The following is a 19,238-nucleotide window of genomic DNA, read 5'->3' as shown; positions in this document are numbered from 1 at the left end:
ATCGCGGGGCTATCCAACTTTTTACCGTGCAGCATCGCAAAGGCATAAACCTGCTTCACGATGTCACGGCCATGCACCGCGGTGCCGGAACCACACGAACCTTCATCTTATTACAGAGAGCACGCAGGTCATCTGCGGTAATCTCGTTGAGCTGTCGCTTCTCGAAAGCCGGCAGGATGTCCCGATCAACGATGCTTTTTCGCATGGCCCAGTGCTGTCAGCCATTCGAGCATCCACAAGCCACTTTCCGGTCATCTGGTAATTCCCCCATAGAAGCGTCGCTAAGAATAGGGCGTTTACCGTTGTGTACCGGCAAGCCTTCATGCCGTAGAGAAACATCCGTGCACGAACAGAGCAGTGCGATACCTCGGGAAAACCATATCGCAAGATCCCGGCAGATCACGCCGATGCAGGGGGACCTGAACTCCGCAGCAAATAGAGCATGTCGGAGTCTCAGCTCAGGCCCGGTGATCTTCCCGCGGATGCCGGCCATCATCCGGTTGCGCTGTGGCGTGGTCGGGAGCTTCATGGGCGGATGGCACGCCCTACCCCGGAACGGCGGGTGAAACGCGCCTTGACATCAGCGAATCATCCAATAGTCGCAACATGTGGTTACTGTCATGTTACATTAGGGGAAATTGGTTCAGGAGGGGCGTCCGAGGAAATGCTTTCGAAATTCTCTGGCTGGTTATCGGCCATTCGGAAAACCGCTGCGGCGTTCGACCTTGATCGGTCATCAAAGTTGATGTCAGGCTGATGGCACGCGATTACCCGCTTCCGCCAAGCGCGGCCAGTCTGTCGGCATCAATGCGTGACCTTGGCTACTCGTTGGAGACGGCGGTTGCCGACCTGATCGACAACAGCATTTCCGCAGGCGCCACGCACATCGATATCCTCTGCGATGCAACGGGTTCCGAACCGATTCTGGTCATCCTCGACAACGGCAAGGGTATGGACGCCAGCGAGCTGTTGAAGGCCATGCGGCATGGGGCAGTCAATCCGAGGCAGCAGCGTTCCCCGAAAGACCTCGGGAGGTTCGGGCTGGGCCTGAAGACGGCATCCTTTTCCCAATGTCGTTCCCTCACGGTGGCAAGCGCCAAGGACGGCTCGATCAGCGCGGCAGAATGGAACCTGGATCGAATCGACGCGTCTGACGAATGGCTTCTGTCGATTCTCGATGCCGAGGACATCACTGCCCTGCCCTGCCTCCAGCGCGTCGGCAGTCATGGAACGGCAGTCATCTGGAAGAACCTCGATCGGCTGACCGAAGATGAGGCCGGCAACAGACGCGACGAGATCATCAGCGAAAAGCTGGATGTTCTGGAAAGGCATCTGGGTCTCGTCTTCCACCGATTCCTCGCAGGCGAAATCCGAGGCGCACAGAAACTTGCGATCTCCGTGAACGGACACCCCGTGGAAGCCTTCGATCCATTCTGTCGAAAGAACAATGCCACTCAGATCCTGCCGGAAGAGATCGTCCGCATAGGTTCGGCCGCAGTTCACCTTCAGCCATACGTTCTGCCTCACCATTCTCGGTTGGGGGTGCGTGAATATGACTACTACCAAAGCCGCAGCGACTTCATCTCGAATCAAGGGGCCTACATTTACCGAAACGGTCGACTCATGGCTTGGGGCGACTGGTTTCGCTTGATACCCAAGGGCGAGGCAACCAAGCTGGCTCGGGTCCAGATCGACTTCCCCAACAGTCTGGACGAGTCTTGGACCATCGACATCAAGAAGTCGCGTGCGCGGCCCCCATTGCCCGTGCGCGAACGGCTGCGCCAGATCATCGGGCAAGTATCAGGAAGAAGCACGACGGTTCACCGCGGTCGAGGACGGCGCCTGTTCGAGGAAGTATCGGCACCTGTGTGGGAACGCTACGCCGATCATGGGGGCATCCGCTATGCGCTAAACGGTGCTCATCCACTGGTTCGACGTCTGACGGAAAGACTCGACGAAGCCGGCCGCAAGAACGTTCACCTGCTCCTCGAATCGATATCCGCTGCACTGCCGATCGAGATGATCTATTCCGACTATTCCAGCCACCCGCGGGAAGTCAGTCAGGTACCAGTCGACGATGACGCCCTGCAGCATCTTCGCGATCTGCGGACCGCCCTGTGGGGACATGGACCAGGGACCGCCAGCACGTTCATGGAAATAGTCCGATCCACGCGCCTTTTCGAGCGACACGAGGGAACCGTCGAAAGATTCATGAGGGAGGAATTCAGGTGACAGCAAGACAGCACGAGAAGGAAAAGGGCCTGGTTCAGGCCTTGATCACGGCGTTCGAGGACCAGAAGGAGACCCCCTCGAAGGCAGACGTCGAGATCAGAGCCGCACTCCTTGCACCGTTGCTCGGCTACAGCGGCGATCTCCGCTCGGCGGTGGAAGAAGCGATGATCGCCATCGACACCTCGATGGGTGAAGGCGTATCCCTGGTCGATCCGGATGCCAATCACGATGAGGATTGGGTCTACAAGCGAGAGGGCATCGAGTGGACCTACTCGAACGCCTACGAGGACTATCTGAGGGGTGAAAAGTGGCAGCCGACGCTCGTTCAATCACTGAGCGACGTGGCAACCAAGATTCTCGGGCTGCTCCAGGATCCCAAGAGCGAGGGAGCATGGAATCGGCGGGGGCTCGTGATCGGCCACGTTCAGTCCGGCAAGACGGCCAACTACATGGGCGTGATCGCCAAGGCTGCGGACGCGGGTTACAAGTTCATCATCGTCATTGCCGGCATCCACAACAACCTGCGGAGGCAGACTCAGGAGCGGGTCGACGAGGGCTTCATCGGGCGTTCGAGCGATCCAAAGAACAGGGTTGCGATCGGCGTTGGAAAGAGAAAGGGCTATCCACAGCCTGCGACGCTCACCAATGTCAACGAAGACTTCAACCAGAGCACTGCGGACAACAGCGGCTGGAAGATCAACGACTTCAGCAAGCCCATCATCCTGGTCATCAAGAAGAACGTCAAAACGCTGGAGGCCCTGCACAACTGGTTGAAGGGTCTGAATGCCCAGGGTGATGGCCGTATCTCCGATGTCCCCATGCTGTTGATCGACGATGAGGCCGACAACGCGTCCATCAATACCAACAAGGAAGATCTCAAGCCGACGCGTACCAACGCAATGATTCGCCAGATCCTCAGTCTGTTCGCGAAGTCCTGCTATGTCGGCTACACGGCTACCCCCTTCGCGAACATCTTCATCAATCCGGATGCTTTCGACAGCGACGTCAGAGAGGAACTGTTCCCACGGGACTTCATCTATTCGCTCGACGCGCCAACCACCTATTTCGGACCAGAGAAGGTCTTCCTGAACCCCGTTTCCAGCGCATCGATCCTGGGCAGGATCACGGATTGCGAGGGCTATCTTCCTTTCTCTCACAAGAAGGATGATCCTGTCGTCGAGCTGCCACCCAGTCTCTACCGCGCGTTCGACCAGTTCATCGTCGCCAGGGCGATCCGGAATCTGCGGGGGCAGACCGGAAAGCACTGTTCCATGATGATCAATGCTTCGCGCTTCGTCTCCATTCAAAAGGAGATCAGAAACTTCATCAGCATTCGCGAACGCCGGCTTCGCGAAGCGGTCAAGGCAAACTACATGATGCCGGAAGAGGTGTCCTCCAAGAATCAGTACATGTCGGCGCTTCGGGAAGCCTTCGAAAGCGAGTTCGGCGATTGCGAGTTCGATTGGGACGACGTGAAGACCGCCCTTTTGGGGGCATTCGAACATCTTCGGCTCTACGTCGTGAACAGCAAAACCGAGGACGTCCTGGACTTCAAGCGATACGAGAAGGAAGGCGTCGGTCTCACCGCAGTTGCGATCGGTGGCCTGAGCCTTTCGCGGGGTCTAACCATAGAAGGGCTGACCGTCAGCTACATGTACCGGAACACCCGCATGTACGACACCCTCATGCAGATGGGCAGATGGTTCGGCTACAGACCCGGCTTCGAGGATCTCTGCAGAGTGCATCTCGGCGGTGATTCGATCGATTGGTACGGATTCATCGCGAACGCTTCCGACGAACTGCGAGAGCAGATCAGGCAAATGCGCCGGGATAAGATGAGCCCGAGAGACTTCGGCCTGTATGTTCAACATCTTTCAGACAGCCTGCTGATCACGGCGGCCAATAAGATGCGCGGCGGCGAAACCGTCATCCTCAATCAGAACTTCACAGGCAAACTGGTCGAAAGCAGCACGCTGCCCACCGACAGGAAGACCAATGAGGATAACGAAGACCTGATCAAGGAGTATTGGAAATCTGGCTTCGGCCGCTCAGTGACGCCAACCGAAAAGGGCTGGTTCATTCAGGACGTTGACGTCGAGCAAATCGAGTCATTCATCGTCCGCTTCCGAGCGCACAGAAAATTTGCCCCCACCAAGTCACATGCTCTGACCTATCTGCAGGCCATATCGGAGAAGTTCAACAGGAAGGGCGACGTTCTCCTCGTGTCCAAGGGGCTAGGCATTCCCGAAGAATTCGTGCTCGGTGCGCAGGATCGCACGGCAGAAGGCGCCAAGGACGGCGAGTGGCTGCTTGCAGGATATCGCTTGGCCAGTCGGGGCGATGAGAAGCTGGGATTGACCAGCGACCAGGTTGCCGAAGCCATTCGCATCGCTTCCGGCGACGAAAAAAGCAAGACCAAAAAGACATCGGATCTCCACTACCGCGTGGTGCGAAACAAGCCACTGTTGATGATCCACGTGCTGGAACCCACCAACGTGGCAGTCGAGGCTCTTTCCGGGCAGCGTGTTCCGGCGTTCGGCATCAGCTTTCCCCACGGCCTGTTCGGCATAGAGACGAAGGTCGTTGCCAATCGCGTGTGGATCGAACAGATGTACAGGTCCTTCGAGGACGATCCTGACTCCGAGGACGATTTCGATGAGTAAGGCCACTCCCTGGGAAGGCATTGCCAAGCCTTCGATCGACTACAACGTCAGGCGAATAGCAGGCACAACCGGAGTTTCGCTCTACTGGGGCAGAAACTCTGATGGCCAGTCCCTGATGCTGGTAGAACTGACTGGCGATCACACCGCGCAGTTCAGAAAGGAAGCGACCAGGGTCCATGGCATCGGACTGGATCTCCGCGCCGGCGAGAGCGCAACCCAGCAGAGGCTCGTGCTGACACTCGCTCGGCATGCCGATCAGGATCTGTTCCTAGTGCTGTGCGAAACCATCGTCTCGACTCTCTCATCGATAGGTGATTCGCAGACTGCGCTGACGCTGGCATTGATCCATCTGAAGCGTTGGAAGTCCTTTCTGTCCGGCAAGAATGCGCGGCTGCTGTCGGACGCCGAGATTCGAGGTCTGTATGCCGAGCTTCTCGTTCTTCGCACTCTGTACCAGCACACCCTTCCACAGCAGGCCGCGGTGGCGGCATGGCGCGGGCCTGACGATGCACATCAGGACTTTCACTTCGGCGATTCGGCAATCGAGGTTAAGTCTCTCTCTGGCCATGAACGCAGTTGTGTACGGATCTCTTCAGAGGACCAGCTGGAAGGCTTGACCGAGAACATCTTTCTCTACACCGTTCGGCTGAGCGAGCAGGCCGATGTGGAAAACGCCCACTCTCTCAACGAACTGGTGCGAATGATCGAGGACGAACTGGAGTTTTCCGAATCCCGGGAGCAGCTCGCCGACAAGCTTGGAGCCTGCGGCTACGTTCCTGTCCCGGAATACGACAAACCCAGGTTGCAGGTTGGAAAGCGTCAGGCCTACAGGGTCGGACCGTCCTTTCCCAGGCTCGTCAGGTCGGAGATCGCGAAGGGCTTGGCGAGGGTTTCATACGACATCGAGCTCGAGGCGATCACCGCCTTCGGATGCGCAGAGCACGAAATTTTCGGAGAGCCATGAATGGATGCCACGCCGGAAGAGTTCTTCAATGATTTCCGACAGGAGCTGCTCGCCGGCGCCGAAGCAAACGGTAGCTTCCTGCTTGCGGAATTCATGGAATCGGTTACCAAGGAACTCGTCGAAACAGGCTTCACCGAAGGCTTCGAGTTCTGCCATTACCGGGCCCAGCGCGGTATGCGTGTGGACGGCTATTGGTTCAACGACGAGGGCGTCCTGGACTTGTTCGTCGCCGATTTCGACAGTCGCAGTGAACTGGCGTCGCTGTCCCGAACCGAAGTGGACGCGGCATTCAAGCGCGCCACCAACTTCGTCGAAGCGTGCATCGGCAAAGGACTGGCCAAGCAGCTGGAAGTGACCTCGCCGGAATACGGCTTGGCACGGCAACTCGAGGACCGTAAGGGCGTGATTCACCAGATCAACCTATTCCTCATATCCGAACGTGCGTTGAGCGGAAAGATCCAATCGCTGGCAGAGACGGAGGTTGCGGGCATCCCCACCACCTTCCACATCTGGGACTTGACGCGCCTTATGCGGCAGCGAAGCTCCCGCAGTCACAAGGAACCTCTCGATCTGGATTTCGAGGCCATGTTCGGAAGCGGAATTTCCTGCCTACCTGCTCATCTGGGCGAGGACGCCTATCAGTCTTTCCTTATCGTCATGCCTGCCGCAATTCTGGCGACGCTCTACGAGAAGTATGGTGCGCGACTTCTTGAACAGAACGTGCGGACCTTTCTCCAGGCCCGTGGGAGTGTGAATCAAGGCATCAGGTCGACCATCATGAGCGAGCCCGGCATGTTCTTCGCCTACAACAACGGCGTAACCGCGACGGCCCAGGGCGTGCAGACCAGGATGACCAACACCGGGCTCCAGATAGTGGGCATCACCGATCTCCAGATAGTCAACGGAGGGCAGACCACCGCTTCGCTCTTTCATACGCGCAAGCGCGACAAGGCTGATCTCGCATGTATCTTTGTCCAGATGAAGCTGTCGGTCATCGACAGCGAGTCGAGCGAACTCGTCGTTCCTCGCATCTCGGAGTACGCCAACACTCAGAACCGTGTGAACGCTGCGGATTTCTTTTCGAATCACCCGTTCCATGTCCGCATGGAGACCTTCTCGCGGCGGCTCTGGGCTCCTGCGCAACGCGGGGCCCAGCGCGAGACCCGGTGGTTCTACGAGCGGGCGCGAGGGCAGTATGCGGATGCCCAGTCCAAGCTCAACGCAGCCGAGCAGAAACGCTTCAAGGCCGAGCATCCAAAGCCACAGATGTTCACGAAGACCGACCTCGCAAAGTTCGAGAACGTCTGGGACGACCATCCTAAATGGGTCAACCTCGGCGCACAGAAGAACTTCGCCAAGTATGCGTCCCGCGTGGGCAAGGAATGGGAGAAGTCCTCGGACGGATTCAATGAGTTCTACTTTCGCAGGGCAGTGGCCCGTGGCCTGATCTTCCGCGCCGCGGAACGCGTGGTATCCGCCCAGCTTTGGTACAACGGCTACCGTGCCAACATCGTGGCCTACACGCTTGCATCGCTCAACGAGATAGCGACTCGCCGAGGCAAGGTCTTCGACTTTCTGAGCGTGTGGAACGCACAGGGCGCCGGCGACCTGCTCAACCGCACCCTTGCCGTGATCGCAAAGACCGTGAACGACGACATCGCTCATCCGCCCCAGGGAATTTCCAACATCGGTGAATGGTGCAAGAAGGATGCGTGCTGGGTGCGCATTCAGGAACTGATCGGGAAAATGGAAAAGAGCCTTCCCCCGGATTTCGATGAGTTGCTTGTTTCCGCCGAAGACCAAGCGACCGAAACCAAGGCCGCGAAGCAGACTCAGAAGATTGACAACGGCATAGAAGCCCAGCGACGCGTTCTTGAAATTCCGGCTAAGGAATGGAAGCGCCTGCACGACGCTCTGTCGATCAAGTTTCTTCTGAATCCCAAGGAGATAGGCGTGCTCAATGTCGCCATGCAGATTCCCGCAAAAATCCCTACGGAAAAGCAATGCGCCATACTGTTGGGAACTCTTGAAAAAGGCCGACTGGAAGGCATTGCGATCAGCTAGGCTACAGAGCACTCTCTCGAAAATGCACCGACTTTTGTTTCATTGTTTGAGGCTTGCGCATGCGGTTACTCCCGCCAATACATCAAAAAACGTTCGGGCCATTGGCATGGCCACCTCGACCGCAAATGGAGTTGAAACAGTGAAGCGAATTGACGACAGCCCTGGAATTTCAGTCCCCCACCGTTCTGCTGCTTTACAGACGATTCGTGGCGAGCCCGGGCCATTTTTGGTGCCCGCTGTGCGTCCGCTGCGGCGCGCCATCCGACGCCAGGAATCGCGCACGATGGTCCCGGTCGCCGATACCACCATCCACAAAATGGAACGTCGCGGCGAATTCCCCCGCCGCTTCAACATCACCGCCCGATGCGTGGTCTGGGATGCATACGAAGTGGAAGCTTGGCTGGATGCTCGTCGAACTTCTTCGGACTCCACGCAACTGGAGCGAGCACCCTCCCCCGACGTTCGACAGCGCAAGCACCGCCCAGTGGAAGTTAGGCCTGGGTCGTAAGCATCGTCATCGATGGCGGCATCAGCGTCGCTGTGTGTGCCCTCCCCGCCACCCAGGCCCACCATATCGGCCCACTCCTGAGGCATGTGGCGACGCCGGACGGCGTGCTCAGCCTTGTTGTATATGCCTCGCGAAGAACGTCCATCCTCATACGCCAGACACTTCTCGATCCAGTCGCTGTTGAAACCCAGTTCATTCAGGATGGTCGAACCGGTCCGCCACAGGTCGTGGACGGTAAAAGGATCCAGTTCGAGGCCGTTAGTCTTCGCCCATTCGCGAGAAGGTACGTGACCCGGTTGAGGGTCGCGTTGGACATGCATTTTTCACCGTCATAGCGTGACGGTGAAAGGTAACGCGAGCCACCGGCACACGTCCGCAAGGCCACCATGATGTCCAGGATCTCCTGCGACAGATAGATGGTGTGCGGCTTGCCGGCCTTCATCCACGATTTCGGGACGGTCCACAGCGCATTCTCGAACTCGACCTCATCCCAGGTGGCTTGAATCAACTCCCCCCTTGCGAACCAGGATCAGCACGATCATCTTGAGTGCCAGCTTGATGGTGGGGTACGAGGCCACGAACTCCATCTGGCTGAGCATGACCTTGATCTCGCTGGAGGGACAGCGCACGATCTTTCGGCACGAAGGTGGCGATGGAAGACGGCCCCACGTCGTCCGCTGGGTTCGATACCTTCTCGCCGTGCAGGATGGCAAAGCTGAAAACCTGCTTCACGACGTCGCGAACATGCACAGCCGTGGCAGGCGCTCCGCGCGCCTTGAACTTGTTGCACAGCTCACGCAGATCGTCGGCGCTGATTTCGCTGAGCAGCCGGTTACGGTAAGTCGGCGGGACGTCTCTGTCCAGGATGGACTGGAGCATCGAACGCGTGCTGTCGGCCATCCGGGCCTCCACGGCCCATCGCGTGACGAACTCGCCGAATGTCTGGCTCTGCGCGATCTGCCGCTTCTGGGGCTGCTTCTCCTGCGCCGGCGAAACGCCTTCCGAGACCGAACGGCGGGCCTCCATGCAGCGCTCACGTGCCTTGGCCAACGTCAGCCCTGCAGGCCCGTAGCGGCCGATGGTCAACGTCTGACGCCGACCGTTGATGCGGTAGTTGTACCGCAAGGTGATCGTGCCTGCGGGCGAAACCGTGACGTACATGCCGTCCCGGTCGGCCGCCTTGTACATGGCTGCCTGCGGCTTGAGATTCTTGAAAGCGGTGTCCGTCAGCATGGTGTTCTCCAGAGGGGGAGACGTTTACCGCCACCCACCTTCAAAACCTGCAACCGCCCGGAAACCCGCATGAATCCTAGCTTTTTGCTAGAATTTTTACCGCTGCCCCTTCCGGCAGGCTTGCGGTAAAAATTTTAGGCCAGTACTCACTGGTTTGGACACCGTCAGCCTTACCGGCAAAATGGTCCGCTTGTCAGCGATAGCCTTCGATAGCCAATGGCAATATATCTTTTTAAAATCAACAAGTTACGTTGATTTTTCGATAGTTGCCGATAGCCCCGAAAACTATGTAACTTATTCCCACTCAATCGTCGCCGGCGGCTTGCTCGACACGTCGTACACCACCCGGTTAATCCCGCGGACTTCATTAATAATCCGCGACGAAACCCGAGCCAGCAGCGGATGCGGCAGCGGCGCCCAATCAGCCGTCATGAAGTCAAACGTCTGGACCGCACGCAGCGCAACAACGTATTCATACGTGCGGCCATCGCCCATCACGCCCACCGACTTGACCGGCAGGAACACGGCGAACGCTTGGGACGTCAGCTCGTACCAGGTCAGGCCGCTGGCTTCGTCCTTGGTGTTGCGCAGTTCTTCGATGAAGATCGCATCCGCGCGGCGCAGCAGTTCGGCATATTCATGCTTCACTTCGCCCAGGATCCGCACGCCCAGGCCGGGGCCGGGGAACGGGTGGCGGTAGACCATCTGCGGCGGCAGGCCCAGGGCCACGCCCAGTTCGCGGACTTCGTCCTTGAACAGTTCGCGCAGCGGCTCCAGCAGTTGCAGGTTCAGCGTGTCCGGCAGGCCGCCCACGTTGTGGTGCGACTTGATGGAGGTGGCCTTGCCCGTCTTGGCGCCAGCGGATTCGATGACGTCGGGGTAGATCGTGCCCTGGGCCAGCCACTTGGCGCTTTGCTGCTTGCCGGCTTGTTCCTGGAACACTTCGACGAATTCGCGGCCGATGATCTTGCGCTTGGCTTCCGGGTCGGCGACGCCGGCCAGTTTGCCCATGAATTGCGCGGTGGCATCGACGTGAATGATCTTCACGCCCATGTTTTCGGCGAAGGTCTGCATGACCTGCTTGCCTTCGTCCAGACGCAGCAGGCCGTGGTCGACGAACACGCAGGTGAGCTGGTCGCCGATGGCCTTGTGGATCAGCGCCGCGGCAACGGACGAATCCACGCCGCCGGACAGGCCCAGGATGACTTCGTCGGTGCCGACTTGCTCGCGGATGCGGGCAACGGCTTCGGCGACGTAGTCGGGCATGTTCCAGTCGCCCTGGCATTCGCAGATCTCGTTCACGAAGCGGGCCAACAGGGCCTTGCCTTGGACGGTGTGCGTGACTTCGGGGTGGAACTGGACAGCGTAGAAGCGGCGGTCTTCGTCGGCCATGCCGGCGATGGGACACGACGGCGTGGAGGCCATCAGCTTGAAGCCCGGGGGCAGCTCGGTGACCTTGTCGCCGTGGCTCATCCAGACCTTCAGCATGCCGTGGCCTTCAGGCGTGGTGAAGTCGGCCAAGCCGTCCAGCAGCTTGGTGTGGCCGTGCGCGCGGACTTCGGCGTAGCCGAATTCGCGGTGGTCCGAGAAGCTGACCACGCCGCCCAGTTGCTGCGCCATGGACTGCATGCCGTAGCAGATGCCCAGGACAGGCACGCCCAGCTCGAACACGGCGTGCGGCACGCGCATGGAGCCTTCTTCGTAGGCGGAAGCGTGGCTGCCCGAGAGGATGATGCCCTTCAGCCCTTGCGCCATCTGTTCGCGCACGAAGGCGTCGTCGACGTCGCCCGGGTGGACTTCAGAATAGACGCCGGCTTCGCGCACGCGGCGGGCGATCAGCTGGGTGACTTGCGAACCGTAGTCAAGAATGAGGATGCGCTGGTGCATGGAGACTCTACCCGTTAGAAATAAAACCGCACCGGCAGAACCGCTACAAGATTTTGCGATTCTGCCGGTGCGTAATGCATGACATTGTAGTTGACTGTGTAGATCAGTCGGCGCGGTAGTTAGGCGCTTCCTTGGTGATCTGCACGTCGTGCACGTGGGACTCGCGGACACCAGCAGAGGTGATTTCCACGAATTCGGCCTTGGTGCGCATGTCATCAATGGTTGCGGCGCCGCAGTAGCCCATCGAGGCGCGGATGCCACCGACCAGTTGGAAGATGATGGCCAGGACGCTGCCCTTGTAGGGGACGCGGCCTTCGATGCCTTCCGGAACCAGCTTGTCGGCGTTGTTGGACGGGTCTTGGAAGTAGCGGTCGGCCGAGCCGTCCGTCATGGCGCCCAGGCTGCCCATGCCACGGTACGACTTGTACGAGCGGCCTTGGAACAGCACGACTTCGCCCGGGGCTTCTTCCGTACCGGCGAACATGCCGCCCATCATGCAGGCAAATGCACCGGCGGCCAGCGCCTTGGCGACGTCGCCCGAGTAGCGGATGCCGCCGTCGGCGATCAGCGGAACGCCCGTGCCTTCCAGCGCCTTGGCGACTTCGGAAATGGCATGGATCTGCGGCACGCCCACACCGGCCACGATACGCGTGGTGCAGATGGAGCCGGGGCCGATACCGACCTTGACGCCGTCGGCGCCGTACTCGACCAGCGCGCGCGCGGCGGCGGCGGTGGCGATGTTGCCGCCGATGACTTCAACCTTGGGGTAGTTCTGCTTGACCCAGCGCACGCCTTCCAGCACGCCCTTGGAGTGGCCGTGGGCCGTGTCGACGATCAGGACGTCAACGCCTGCCGCGACCAGCTTTTCCACGCGCTCTTCGGTGCCGGCGCCCACGCCAACCGCTGCGCCAACGCGCAACTGGCCTTGGCCGTCTTTGCTGGCCATCGGGTGTTCGGTGTTCTTGACGATGTCCTTGACGGTGGCCAGGCCACGCAGTTCAAAGCCGTCGTTCACGATCAGCACGCGTTCCAGACGGTGCTTGTGCATCAGGGCCTGCGCTTCATCCAGCGTGGCGCCTTCCTTCATGGTGACCAGGCGTTCCTGCGGCGTCATGATGTTGCGCAGGGGCTGATCCAGGTTTTCTTCGAAACGCAGATCGCGGTTGGTCACGATGCCGACCAGCTTGCGGCCTTCGACCACCGGCAGGCCCGAGATGCCATGCTGGCGCTGCAACGCAATGGCGTCGCGCACTTTCATCTGGGGGGTGACGGTGACCGGATCGATCACGATGCCGAATTCGTGGCGCTTCACACGAGCCACTTCACGGGCTTGGGCATCGGCGGACAAATTCTTGTGAATGATCCCGATGCCGCCCTCTTGCGCCATGGCGATGGCCAGACGCGATTCGGTGACGGTGTCCATGGCGGCGGACACAAGGGGGATATTCAGGCTGATATTGCGAGTCAGGCGCGTGGCCAGGGAGGTGTCGCGCGGCAACACCTCGGAATACGCAGGCACCAACAACACATCGTCGAAGGTGAGCGCTTTTTGAACGAGACGCATGGGTAACTCCGGGCGCAAAGCAAGATTATACGCCGCCTGCATGTTTTGACTAGGTGTTGACCCTAGGTTTGTACGGAATTTTTGCAGTCTGGCAAGTCAGCGAATGCAACCAACCGACTGGCGATGCGACCCCAATTTCTAGTGAACAATCTCACTCGAAGAACAATTCTACCCGGACAATATTGACTTATATTTTTACCCGGGTCATAATACGGACCAGCTTAACTCCACTCAGGCACGGAACCCTGCCGCCATGTCTAGCACTGCCTCCCCCCTTTCCTACACCGCCTTCGAAGGCCACCGCATCCTGGCCGCGGGCCCCCTGGCCGACGTGGCGCTGGCCGTCAAAAGGGCCATGAATGCGTCCGACCGCGAGGCGGTGCTGGTCTTTCAGGACAGCACGGGCCAACAGACGGACCTGGACTTGCGCGGCGACGACGCGCAAATCGTGGCGCGCCATGCGCCGCCGCCTGCCGCCGACTTGCCCGCCGTCGAACCCGACGCTGTCGATGCCGCGGATGCACAGCCCCGCGGCCGCGGCCGCGGCCGGCCGAAGCTGGGCGTCGTGCCGCGTGAAGTCACCCTGCTGCCTCGGCATTGGGACTGGCTGGGCGCGCAACCCGGCGGCGCCTCGGTGGCGCTGCGCAAGCTGGTCGAGCAGGCGCGCCGCGACAACGAGGCGCGGGACGAGCAGCGCCTGCGCCAGGAAGCCGCCTACCGATTCATGTCCAGCATGGCCGGCAACCTGGCCAGTTTCGAGGACGCAACCCGGGCGCTCTATGCAGACGACCGCGAACGCTTTGCGCAGTGCATTGCCACGTGGCCGCAGGACCTGCGCGCCTACGCGATGGGCCTGGCCTGGCCAGCGCCCGATTAAGACGAATCGTTGCAGGGCACGCTACCCGGCGGCCCTGCGGTCTGCGGAAGCGGATGGGAAACCGTATTGAAGGATTGCATTAACGTGTTCAGAATCGACCGGGTTTCGGTACCATGCTGTTCTGAGCTCCTATCCGCCTTCCCCTTTCCGGACCGCTGGCATGCCACAACTTGTATTGCTGCTGTTGGGAGTCCCCTATCTGCGCAAACGCTGGCGCGCCTTGTTCGCAGTCGGCGCATTCTTTCTGGCGGCAGGCATATGCGTCTTCATCGACGCGCTGGACAACGCACTCTACTTCCCCCTGAATGCCTTTGCCGTCCTCTTTATTATTGAAGGACTGGCCACGCTGCTGATCGCCTCTTCCGGCGTGGGCGGCCAGCGCGTCTTGCGCTACACCAAGGGTGTATTCGTGCTGCTGGCGGGCACGCTGATCCTGATCGGGCACCACCACGGGCACTTCGCGCTGTCGATGATCTTTGGCGCCTTGTTCCTGATGGACGGGGTTCTGCAATGCCTGGCCGCCTATGTCGTGCGCTACGACCGCTGGCGCTACGCCTTCGCCGGAGGGGTGGCCGAAATCCTGCTGGCCATTTTCTTCTTCCAGCCCTACCCCACCAATTACGTCGGCACGGTGCCGTATTGCCTGGGCCTTTTCCTGGCCATTGCGGGCCTGAAACTGCTGTGGCTGGCGCGGCGCGTCAAGCACCTGGCCTCGAACCCGGCCTTCGCCGCCAATGATTCTTCGGATTTCATGCCGGCCGCGCCGGCGGCCGCGTCGCCCGTGTGGGACGGCCCACCCGCCGATTCCGAGCGGGCGCTGACCGTCCACGTCTGGACGCCGTCCGGTTCCGCCAAGGCACAAACGCGCAACTATCCCGTCGTTGACCGCTACATCGCGGCCGTCGATGTGAACGGCGTGATCTCCACCGGCCACGCCGCCTTGGAGTCCCCGGAAGGCATCTATATCAGCCTGTATCCCAAGGAAGAAATCGACCGGTCGCCCGACGAGTTCGGCAACCTGTTGCGCGCGACGCCCGACAACGACATCCCCGGCGTGTATCAACCTGACTATGCGACCGAATCCAAGGCCTGGTGCCCGTCCACCATGCGCGTGCGCATCCGGAATTACGACCCCGACAAACTGGCCGCGTTCTGGAACGAGTACCGGCAGAACAGCACCTACAACCTGACCCACCGCAATTGTTCAAGCTCGGTGGCGCGGGCGCTTGATGCCGCGCTGGACGGCGTGGTGGGCCGGCTGCACGGCAGCCGGGCGGGATGGCGCGTGCTGATCCGGCTGCTGTTGACGCCCGAGCTTTGGGTGGCCTCGCAGATCCGCAAGCGCGCCATGACCATGGCCTGGACGCCGGGGCTGACGCTGGACTACGCCCGCGCCATGAGCATGCTGGCCGATCCGCGCCCGTTCGGCTGGTGGAAGATGTCGCAGCAGGCGTTGCGCCAGATCGCCGGCTTGCGCGCGCGGTGGCGGGCGCAGGACCGTGGCGCCGCGCAGCGCGGCCAACAGGCGTCGGCCGACCTGCCCGGTGCGGGGCCCGAAGCGTGAAGGCCTAGCCGCGGTCGGCGCCAGTCGCCCGCGTCGGCTCGAAGGCGCTGCGATAGGCGAAAAGGCCAGGCTGGCCGCCCGTCATTACGAACAGGACATTCGAGCCGGGCGCGTATTTGCCCTGTTCGATATCGGCCAGCAAGCCCGCGAACGCCTTGCCGCTGTAGACGGGGTCCAGCAACCAGCCCTCGGACCGGGCAACGGTCGTGACCGCGTCCAGCATTCCCGGGGTGGCCGCCCCGTAGTGCTCACCGCGATGCGATCCATTCACGCGGATTGCGGATACGGTGGGTGACGCCAGCCCAAGCAGCTCGCACGCGCCGGCCACCAAGGCGTGGGTCGTGGCGATAGTCTGAGATTCGACGGCCAGAACGCCATATCCCTGAACCAGGCCGGGGTCTCGGCCCGCCGCGTGAAAGCCCGTCACCAGACCGGCTTGCGTCCCGCCGCTGCCGTTGGCGACCGCCACGGTCGAGAATTCCACGCCGAGTTCGCGTTCCTGGTTCAGGACTTCCTGGGCGCAGCTGACGTATCCCAGGCTTCCCAGCGGGGTCGACCCGCCAGTGGGAAGCACGACAACGCGCCGACCTTGGGCGCGCAGCGCTTCCGCACGCGCCTGGGCCGCTGCCAGACTGTCCGTGCCTGCCGGTGCGATGGTGACCCGGGCCCCGAACAATGGGTCCAGCAGCATGTTGCCGTTGTGCTCGTATTCCGCGTCGTCCCGGGGCACGGCGCGTGACAGGACCAGTTCACAGGCCAGGCCAGTGACCGCCGCGGCCGCCGCCGTCAGGCGCGCATGATTCGACTGCAGTCCGCCCACGGTGATGACGGTATCGGCGCCATGGGCCAAGGCGTCGCCCAACAGGAATTCCAGCTTGCGCAGCTTGTTCCCGCCCCCGCCCAAGGGCATGAAATCATCACGCTTGACGTAGAGCTGCACGCCTTGCAGGCGCCCCTTCAAGGCTGCGGCCAGACGATCCATGCGTTGGATCGGCGTAGGCGCGCCGACGAGCGGGACTGTCGGAAACCGGTCCAGGGGAATCTTTGCGGTGGTCATGCTGAAGTACATCCCTTTGAGTGTCGAATGCGGGCGCCGCGAGCGCGACGGGTCGGGCACTTTTTTATCACGGACGAAATGCGCTTTAATCGGTACAGGCGGGCGGGATTCCCGCGCCCGCGCAAAACTATAGGGTGCGCCATGGCCATCGCCAAGAACTTCCTGCTGTATGACGGAGACTGCCCCTTTTGCTCGAACTATGTGCGGATGCTGCAACTGCAGAAGGCCGTGGGCCCGATCGACCTGCTTAATATGCGCGACCACCCGGATCTGGCGGTGGCCTACAAGGCCCAAGGGTACGACCTGAACCAGGGCATGTTGCTGCATCTGGACGGCCAGGATTACTGGGGCGCCGACTGCATCAACCGGCTGGCGCTGATCAGCACCGGCAACGATTTCTTCAATAGCGTGAACGCCGCCGTCTTCCGCAACCCGTGCCTGTCAACGGCGCTCTACCCCTTCATGCGTACAGGCAGAAGCCTGGCGCTGACCTTGCTGGGCAAGAAGAAAATGCAGATGTGACGGCCGCCGTCGCGGCCGCCCGGTTTACTCACTTGGCCGCGACGCCCGCCACCCGCTGCAGGAACGCGTCCAGCGCCGGATTGTCATGCTGCGCGTGCCAGGCCAGATACATGTCCGCGTATAAGTCTCGCTGGCCGATCGGTCGGAACTCCACCCCTTCAAATCGCAGTTCCCGCGCCGAATCCGGCACGATGCCTACGCCCAAGCCGGCCCGCACCAGCGCCAGCAAAGTGTGCGTCTGCCCCGCACGCTGTACGTAGTCCGGCTGCACGTCGGCCAAGCCGAACGCCCCCACGATGCGGTCATAGAAGTATTTGCCTTCCCGGGGCGAATACAGCACGAAAGGCTGGCCCTGCAACAGGCGCAACGGCACGGTGTCGTGTTCGCACAAAGGGGAGCCTGCGGGCAACGCCAGCACCAGGGGCTCGCGTTCGACCAGCCGCGATTCGATGCCGGCCTGTTGCGGCACGCTGCGCGCCAGGATGGCGTCCAGTTCGCGCGCCAGCAGCAGGCGCGCCAGATCGGTGCTGACGGTTTCGCGAAGCTGGATCTCGACGCCGGCCAGCAGCTTGCGCGCCTGCATGATCATCGACGGCATCAGCCGGTACGACGCGACCGCGGTGAAACCCAGCGTGATGTGCCCGGCCTCGCCCCCGGAGGTGCGCCGCGCGGTAGCGGCGGCGCGCGCGGAGAATTCCAGCAAGTGCCGCGCGTCGCGCAAGAAGCGCCTGCCCGCCGCGCTGAGCAGCACCTGCCGGCTATTGCGTTCGAACAGCGTCACGCCCAGATCCTGCTCCAGCAACTGGATCTGCCGGGATAGTGGCGGCTGCGTCATGCATAGCCGCTCGGCCGCCCGGCCGAAGTGCAGTTCTTCCGCGACGGCGATGAAACACTCCAATTGACGGAATTCCATCGATTCAACTCTTGAATTGATCAATGCTATTTATAGCTCGAACGGCTATCCATCAACAGCCGTTTCTATACTCGGCAACAAGGCCGCCCGCCGGCCCGCAGGAAGCAAAGGAGCACCGACGCAGCACGTTTTTCCGCGGCAGACGCCGCTTCCCACACCAAAAAGAGAAGAGAGACATGGAGACAACCCCCATCGCGCGACAACGCGTCCGGCTCATCGCCGCGGCGCTGGCCCTGGCCGCCACCGCCGCGTTGCCGTGTAACGCCAGCGCCGCCGGGTATCCGGAGCGCCCGATCAACCTGATCGTCCCCTTTTCACCGGGCGGCGGCACCGATATTTCGGCACGGCTGCTGGCGGCCGCCCTGGGCGACAAACTGGCGTCGTCAGTGGTGGTGGACAATCGCCCGGGCGCGGGCGGGCAGATCGCCGCAGATCTGGTGGCGCGTTCGCCGGCCGACGGCTACACCCTGCTGTTCGCCAATTCCGGGATGCTGGCCATCAACCCGTGGATCTACAAGCTGCATTCGGATCCGGCGACGGCCTTCGCCCCCGTCTCGCTTTTCTCGGACCTACCCTTCGTGCTGGTCGTGCCCACGGGGCTGCCGGCCAAGAACGTGGCCGAACTGGTGACGCTGGCGCGTGCCGAACCCGGCAAGCACACGTTTGCCAGTTCCGGCACAGGCGGCGCCCCGCACCTGTCCGCCGAGATCTTCCAGCAAGCCACTGGCGTGGACCTGATGCATGTGCCATACAAAGGCGGCGGCCCGGCCATGACGGACCTGATGGCGGGCCGCGTGGACATGCTGTTTGCCTCGGTGCTGGAAACCATGCCCTACGTGACAGGCGGCAAGTTGCGGGCGCTGGCGGTGACAGGCGCCGCACGGTCGCCCGCCATGCCGGACGTGCCGACCATTGATGAGGCCGGCGTGAAGAACGCGCAATCCGGATCCTGGACCGCCGTGTTGGCGCCGGCCGGCACCCCGCCCGCCGTCATCGACAAACTGTCGCAAGCGATCCGAGAGATTGCCGCCGACCCCGCCATGAAAACCAAGCTGGAATCCCAAGGCGCGGTCGCGCATGGTTCCACCCCGCAGCAATTGCAAGAGCTGGCCGCCAGCGAACGCGCGCGCTACGGGCAGATCATCAAGACCCGTAATATCCAGACGAACTGATCCCCATCCGGCCCGGTC

General features: G+C 61.3%; 14 protein-coding genes and 2 pseudogenes. 9 read left to right on the top strand and 7 right to left on the bottom strand.

All coding sequences use genetic code 11. The features are described from left to right. Nucleotides 1-2 precede the first annotated feature (2 nt). Nucleotides 3-255 (bottom strand): annotated as a pseudogene (locus tag AC3WMU_RS03655) (phage integrase central domain-containing protein); the annotation flags it as partial. A gap of 65 nt (nucleotides 256-320) precedes the next feature. Next, entirely contained in the window at nucleotides 321-437 is a 117-nt protein-coding gene (locus AC3WMU_RS03650) for a hypothetical protein (RefSeq protein WP_492282348.1), read from the bottom strand. A gap of 319 nt (nucleotides 438-756) precedes the next feature. On the opposite strand from AC3WMU_RS03650, the gene AC3WMU_RS03645 reads away from it, so the two are divergent. Genes AC3WMU_RS03645 through AC3WMU_RS03625 form a run of 5 tightly spaced genes read left to right on the top strand, consistent with a single transcriptional unit; the run spans nucleotide 757 to nucleotide 8,431 of the window. Continuing rightward, on the top strand, nucleotides 757-2,232 hold the full coding sequence (locus AC3WMU_RS03645; RefSeq protein WP_492281845.1) for an ATP-binding protein: 1,476 nt from the start codon (nucleotides 757-759) through the stop codon (nucleotides 2,230-2,232). Next, complete coding sequence (locus AC3WMU_RS03640; protein ID WP_492281844.1) at nucleotides 2,229-4,895, top strand: Z1 domain-containing protein; 2,667 nt, start codon at nucleotides 2,229-2,231, stop codon at nucleotides 4,893-4,895. Before AC3WMU_RS03645 ends, AC3WMU_RS03640 begins: the two co-directional genes overlap by 4 nt. Continuing rightward, complete coding sequence (locus AC3WMU_RS03635; protein WP_492281843.1) at nucleotides 4,888-5,859, top strand: PD-(D/E)XK motif protein; 972 nt, start codon at nucleotides 4,888-4,890, stop codon at nucleotides 5,857-5,859. The genes AC3WMU_RS03640 and AC3WMU_RS03635 overlap by 8 nt, the downstream gene beginning before the upstream one ends. Continuing rightward, complete coding sequence (locus tag AC3WMU_RS03630) at nucleotides 5,860-7,923, top strand: AIPR family protein (RefSeq protein WP_492281842.1); 2,064 nt, start codon at nucleotides 5,860-5,862, stop codon at nucleotides 7,921-7,923. Continuing rightward, nucleotides 7,820-8,431, top strand: coding sequence for a helix-turn-helix transcriptional regulator (locus AC3WMU_RS03625; RefSeq protein WP_492281841.1), 612 nt, complete (start codon nucleotides 7,820-7,822; stop codon nucleotides 8,429-8,431). The genes AC3WMU_RS03630 and AC3WMU_RS03625 overlap by 104 nt, the downstream gene beginning before the upstream one ends. Here AC3WMU_RS03625 and AC3WMU_RS03620 read toward each other — a convergent pair. The 3 genes and pseudogenes from AC3WMU_RS03620 to guaB all read right to left on the bottom strand — a co-directional run bounded on the left by AC3WMU_RS03620 (nucleotide 8,415) and on the right by guaB (nucleotide 13,115). Next, a pseudogene (locus AC3WMU_RS03620) lies at nucleotides 8,415-9,664 on the bottom strand (tyrosine-type recombinase/integrase). The gene AC3WMU_RS03625 and the pseudogene AC3WMU_RS03620 overlap by 17 nt on opposite strands. 294 nt (nucleotides 9,665-9,958) lie before the next feature. Next, entirely contained in the window at nucleotides 9,959-11,551 is a 1,593-nt protein-coding gene (gene guaA / locus AC3WMU_RS03615; protein WP_006224234.1) for a glutamine-hydrolyzing GMP synthase, read from the bottom strand. A gap of 103 nt (nucleotides 11,552-11,654) precedes the next feature. Then, nucleotides 11,655-13,115, bottom strand: a complete 1,461-nt coding sequence (gene guaB / locus AC3WMU_RS03610; protein ID WP_006224233.1) for an IMP dehydrogenase — start codon at nucleotides 13,113-13,115, stop codon at nucleotides 11,655-11,657. Between the two features lie 253 nt (nucleotides 13,116-13,368). Here guaB and AC3WMU_RS03605 point away from each other — a divergent pair, with 253 nt between their 5' ends. Continuing rightward, nucleotides 13,369-13,992, top strand: coding sequence for a DUF2239 family protein (locus AC3WMU_RS03605; protein ID WP_492281840.1), 624 nt, complete (start codon nucleotides 13,369-13,371; stop codon nucleotides 13,990-13,992). 160 nt (nucleotides 13,993-14,152) lie between these two features. Continuing rightward, nucleotides 14,153-15,556 carry an HdeD family acid-resistance protein gene (locus AC3WMU_RS03600; RefSeq protein ID WP_052017859.1) on the top strand — a complete coding sequence of 468 codons (1,404 nt, stop codon included), beginning with the start codon at nucleotides 14,153-14,155 and terminating at the stop codon, nucleotides 15,554-15,556. A 4-nt stretch (nucleotides 15,557-15,560) separates the two neighbouring features. Here the strand turns inward: AC3WMU_RS03600 and AC3WMU_RS03595 are convergent, their stop codons facing one another. Then, on the bottom strand, nucleotides 15,561-16,613 hold the full coding sequence (locus AC3WMU_RS03595) for a D-cysteine desulfhydrase family protein (RefSeq protein ID WP_202803395.1): 1,053 nt from the start codon (nucleotides 16,611-16,613) through the stop codon (nucleotides 15,561-15,563). Between the two features lie 141 nt (nucleotides 16,614-16,754). On the opposite strand from AC3WMU_RS03595, the gene AC3WMU_RS03590 reads away from it, so the two are divergent. Further along, nucleotides 16,755-17,135, top strand: a complete 381-nt coding sequence (locus tag AC3WMU_RS03590) for a DCC1-like thiol-disulfide oxidoreductase family protein (RefSeq protein ID WP_006224229.1) — start codon at nucleotides 16,755-16,757, stop codon at nucleotides 17,133-17,135. A gap of 28 nt (nucleotides 17,136-17,163) precedes the next feature. Here the strand turns inward: AC3WMU_RS03590 and AC3WMU_RS03585 are convergent, their stop codons facing one another. Continuing rightward, nucleotides 17,164-18,048, bottom strand: coding sequence for a LysR family transcriptional regulator (locus AC3WMU_RS03585; RefSeq protein ID WP_006224228.1), 885 nt, complete (start codon nucleotides 18,046-18,048; stop codon nucleotides 17,164-17,166). Nucleotides 18,049-18,224: 176 nt separating this feature from the next. Between AC3WMU_RS03585 and AC3WMU_RS03580 the strand changes: the two genes are divergently transcribed. Beyond that, entirely contained in the window at nucleotides 18,225-19,220 is a 996-nt protein-coding gene (locus AC3WMU_RS03580; protein WP_315131298.1) for a Bug family tripartite tricarboxylate transporter substrate binding protein, read from the top strand. Nucleotides 19,221-19,238 lie beyond the last annotated feature (18 nt).

Source organism: Achromobacter sp. FW305-C-13 (assembly GCF_058783475.1).
The sequence above is the reverse complement of the archived record's forward strand: the minus strand, read 5'-3'. Positions and strand labels throughout refer to the sequence as shown.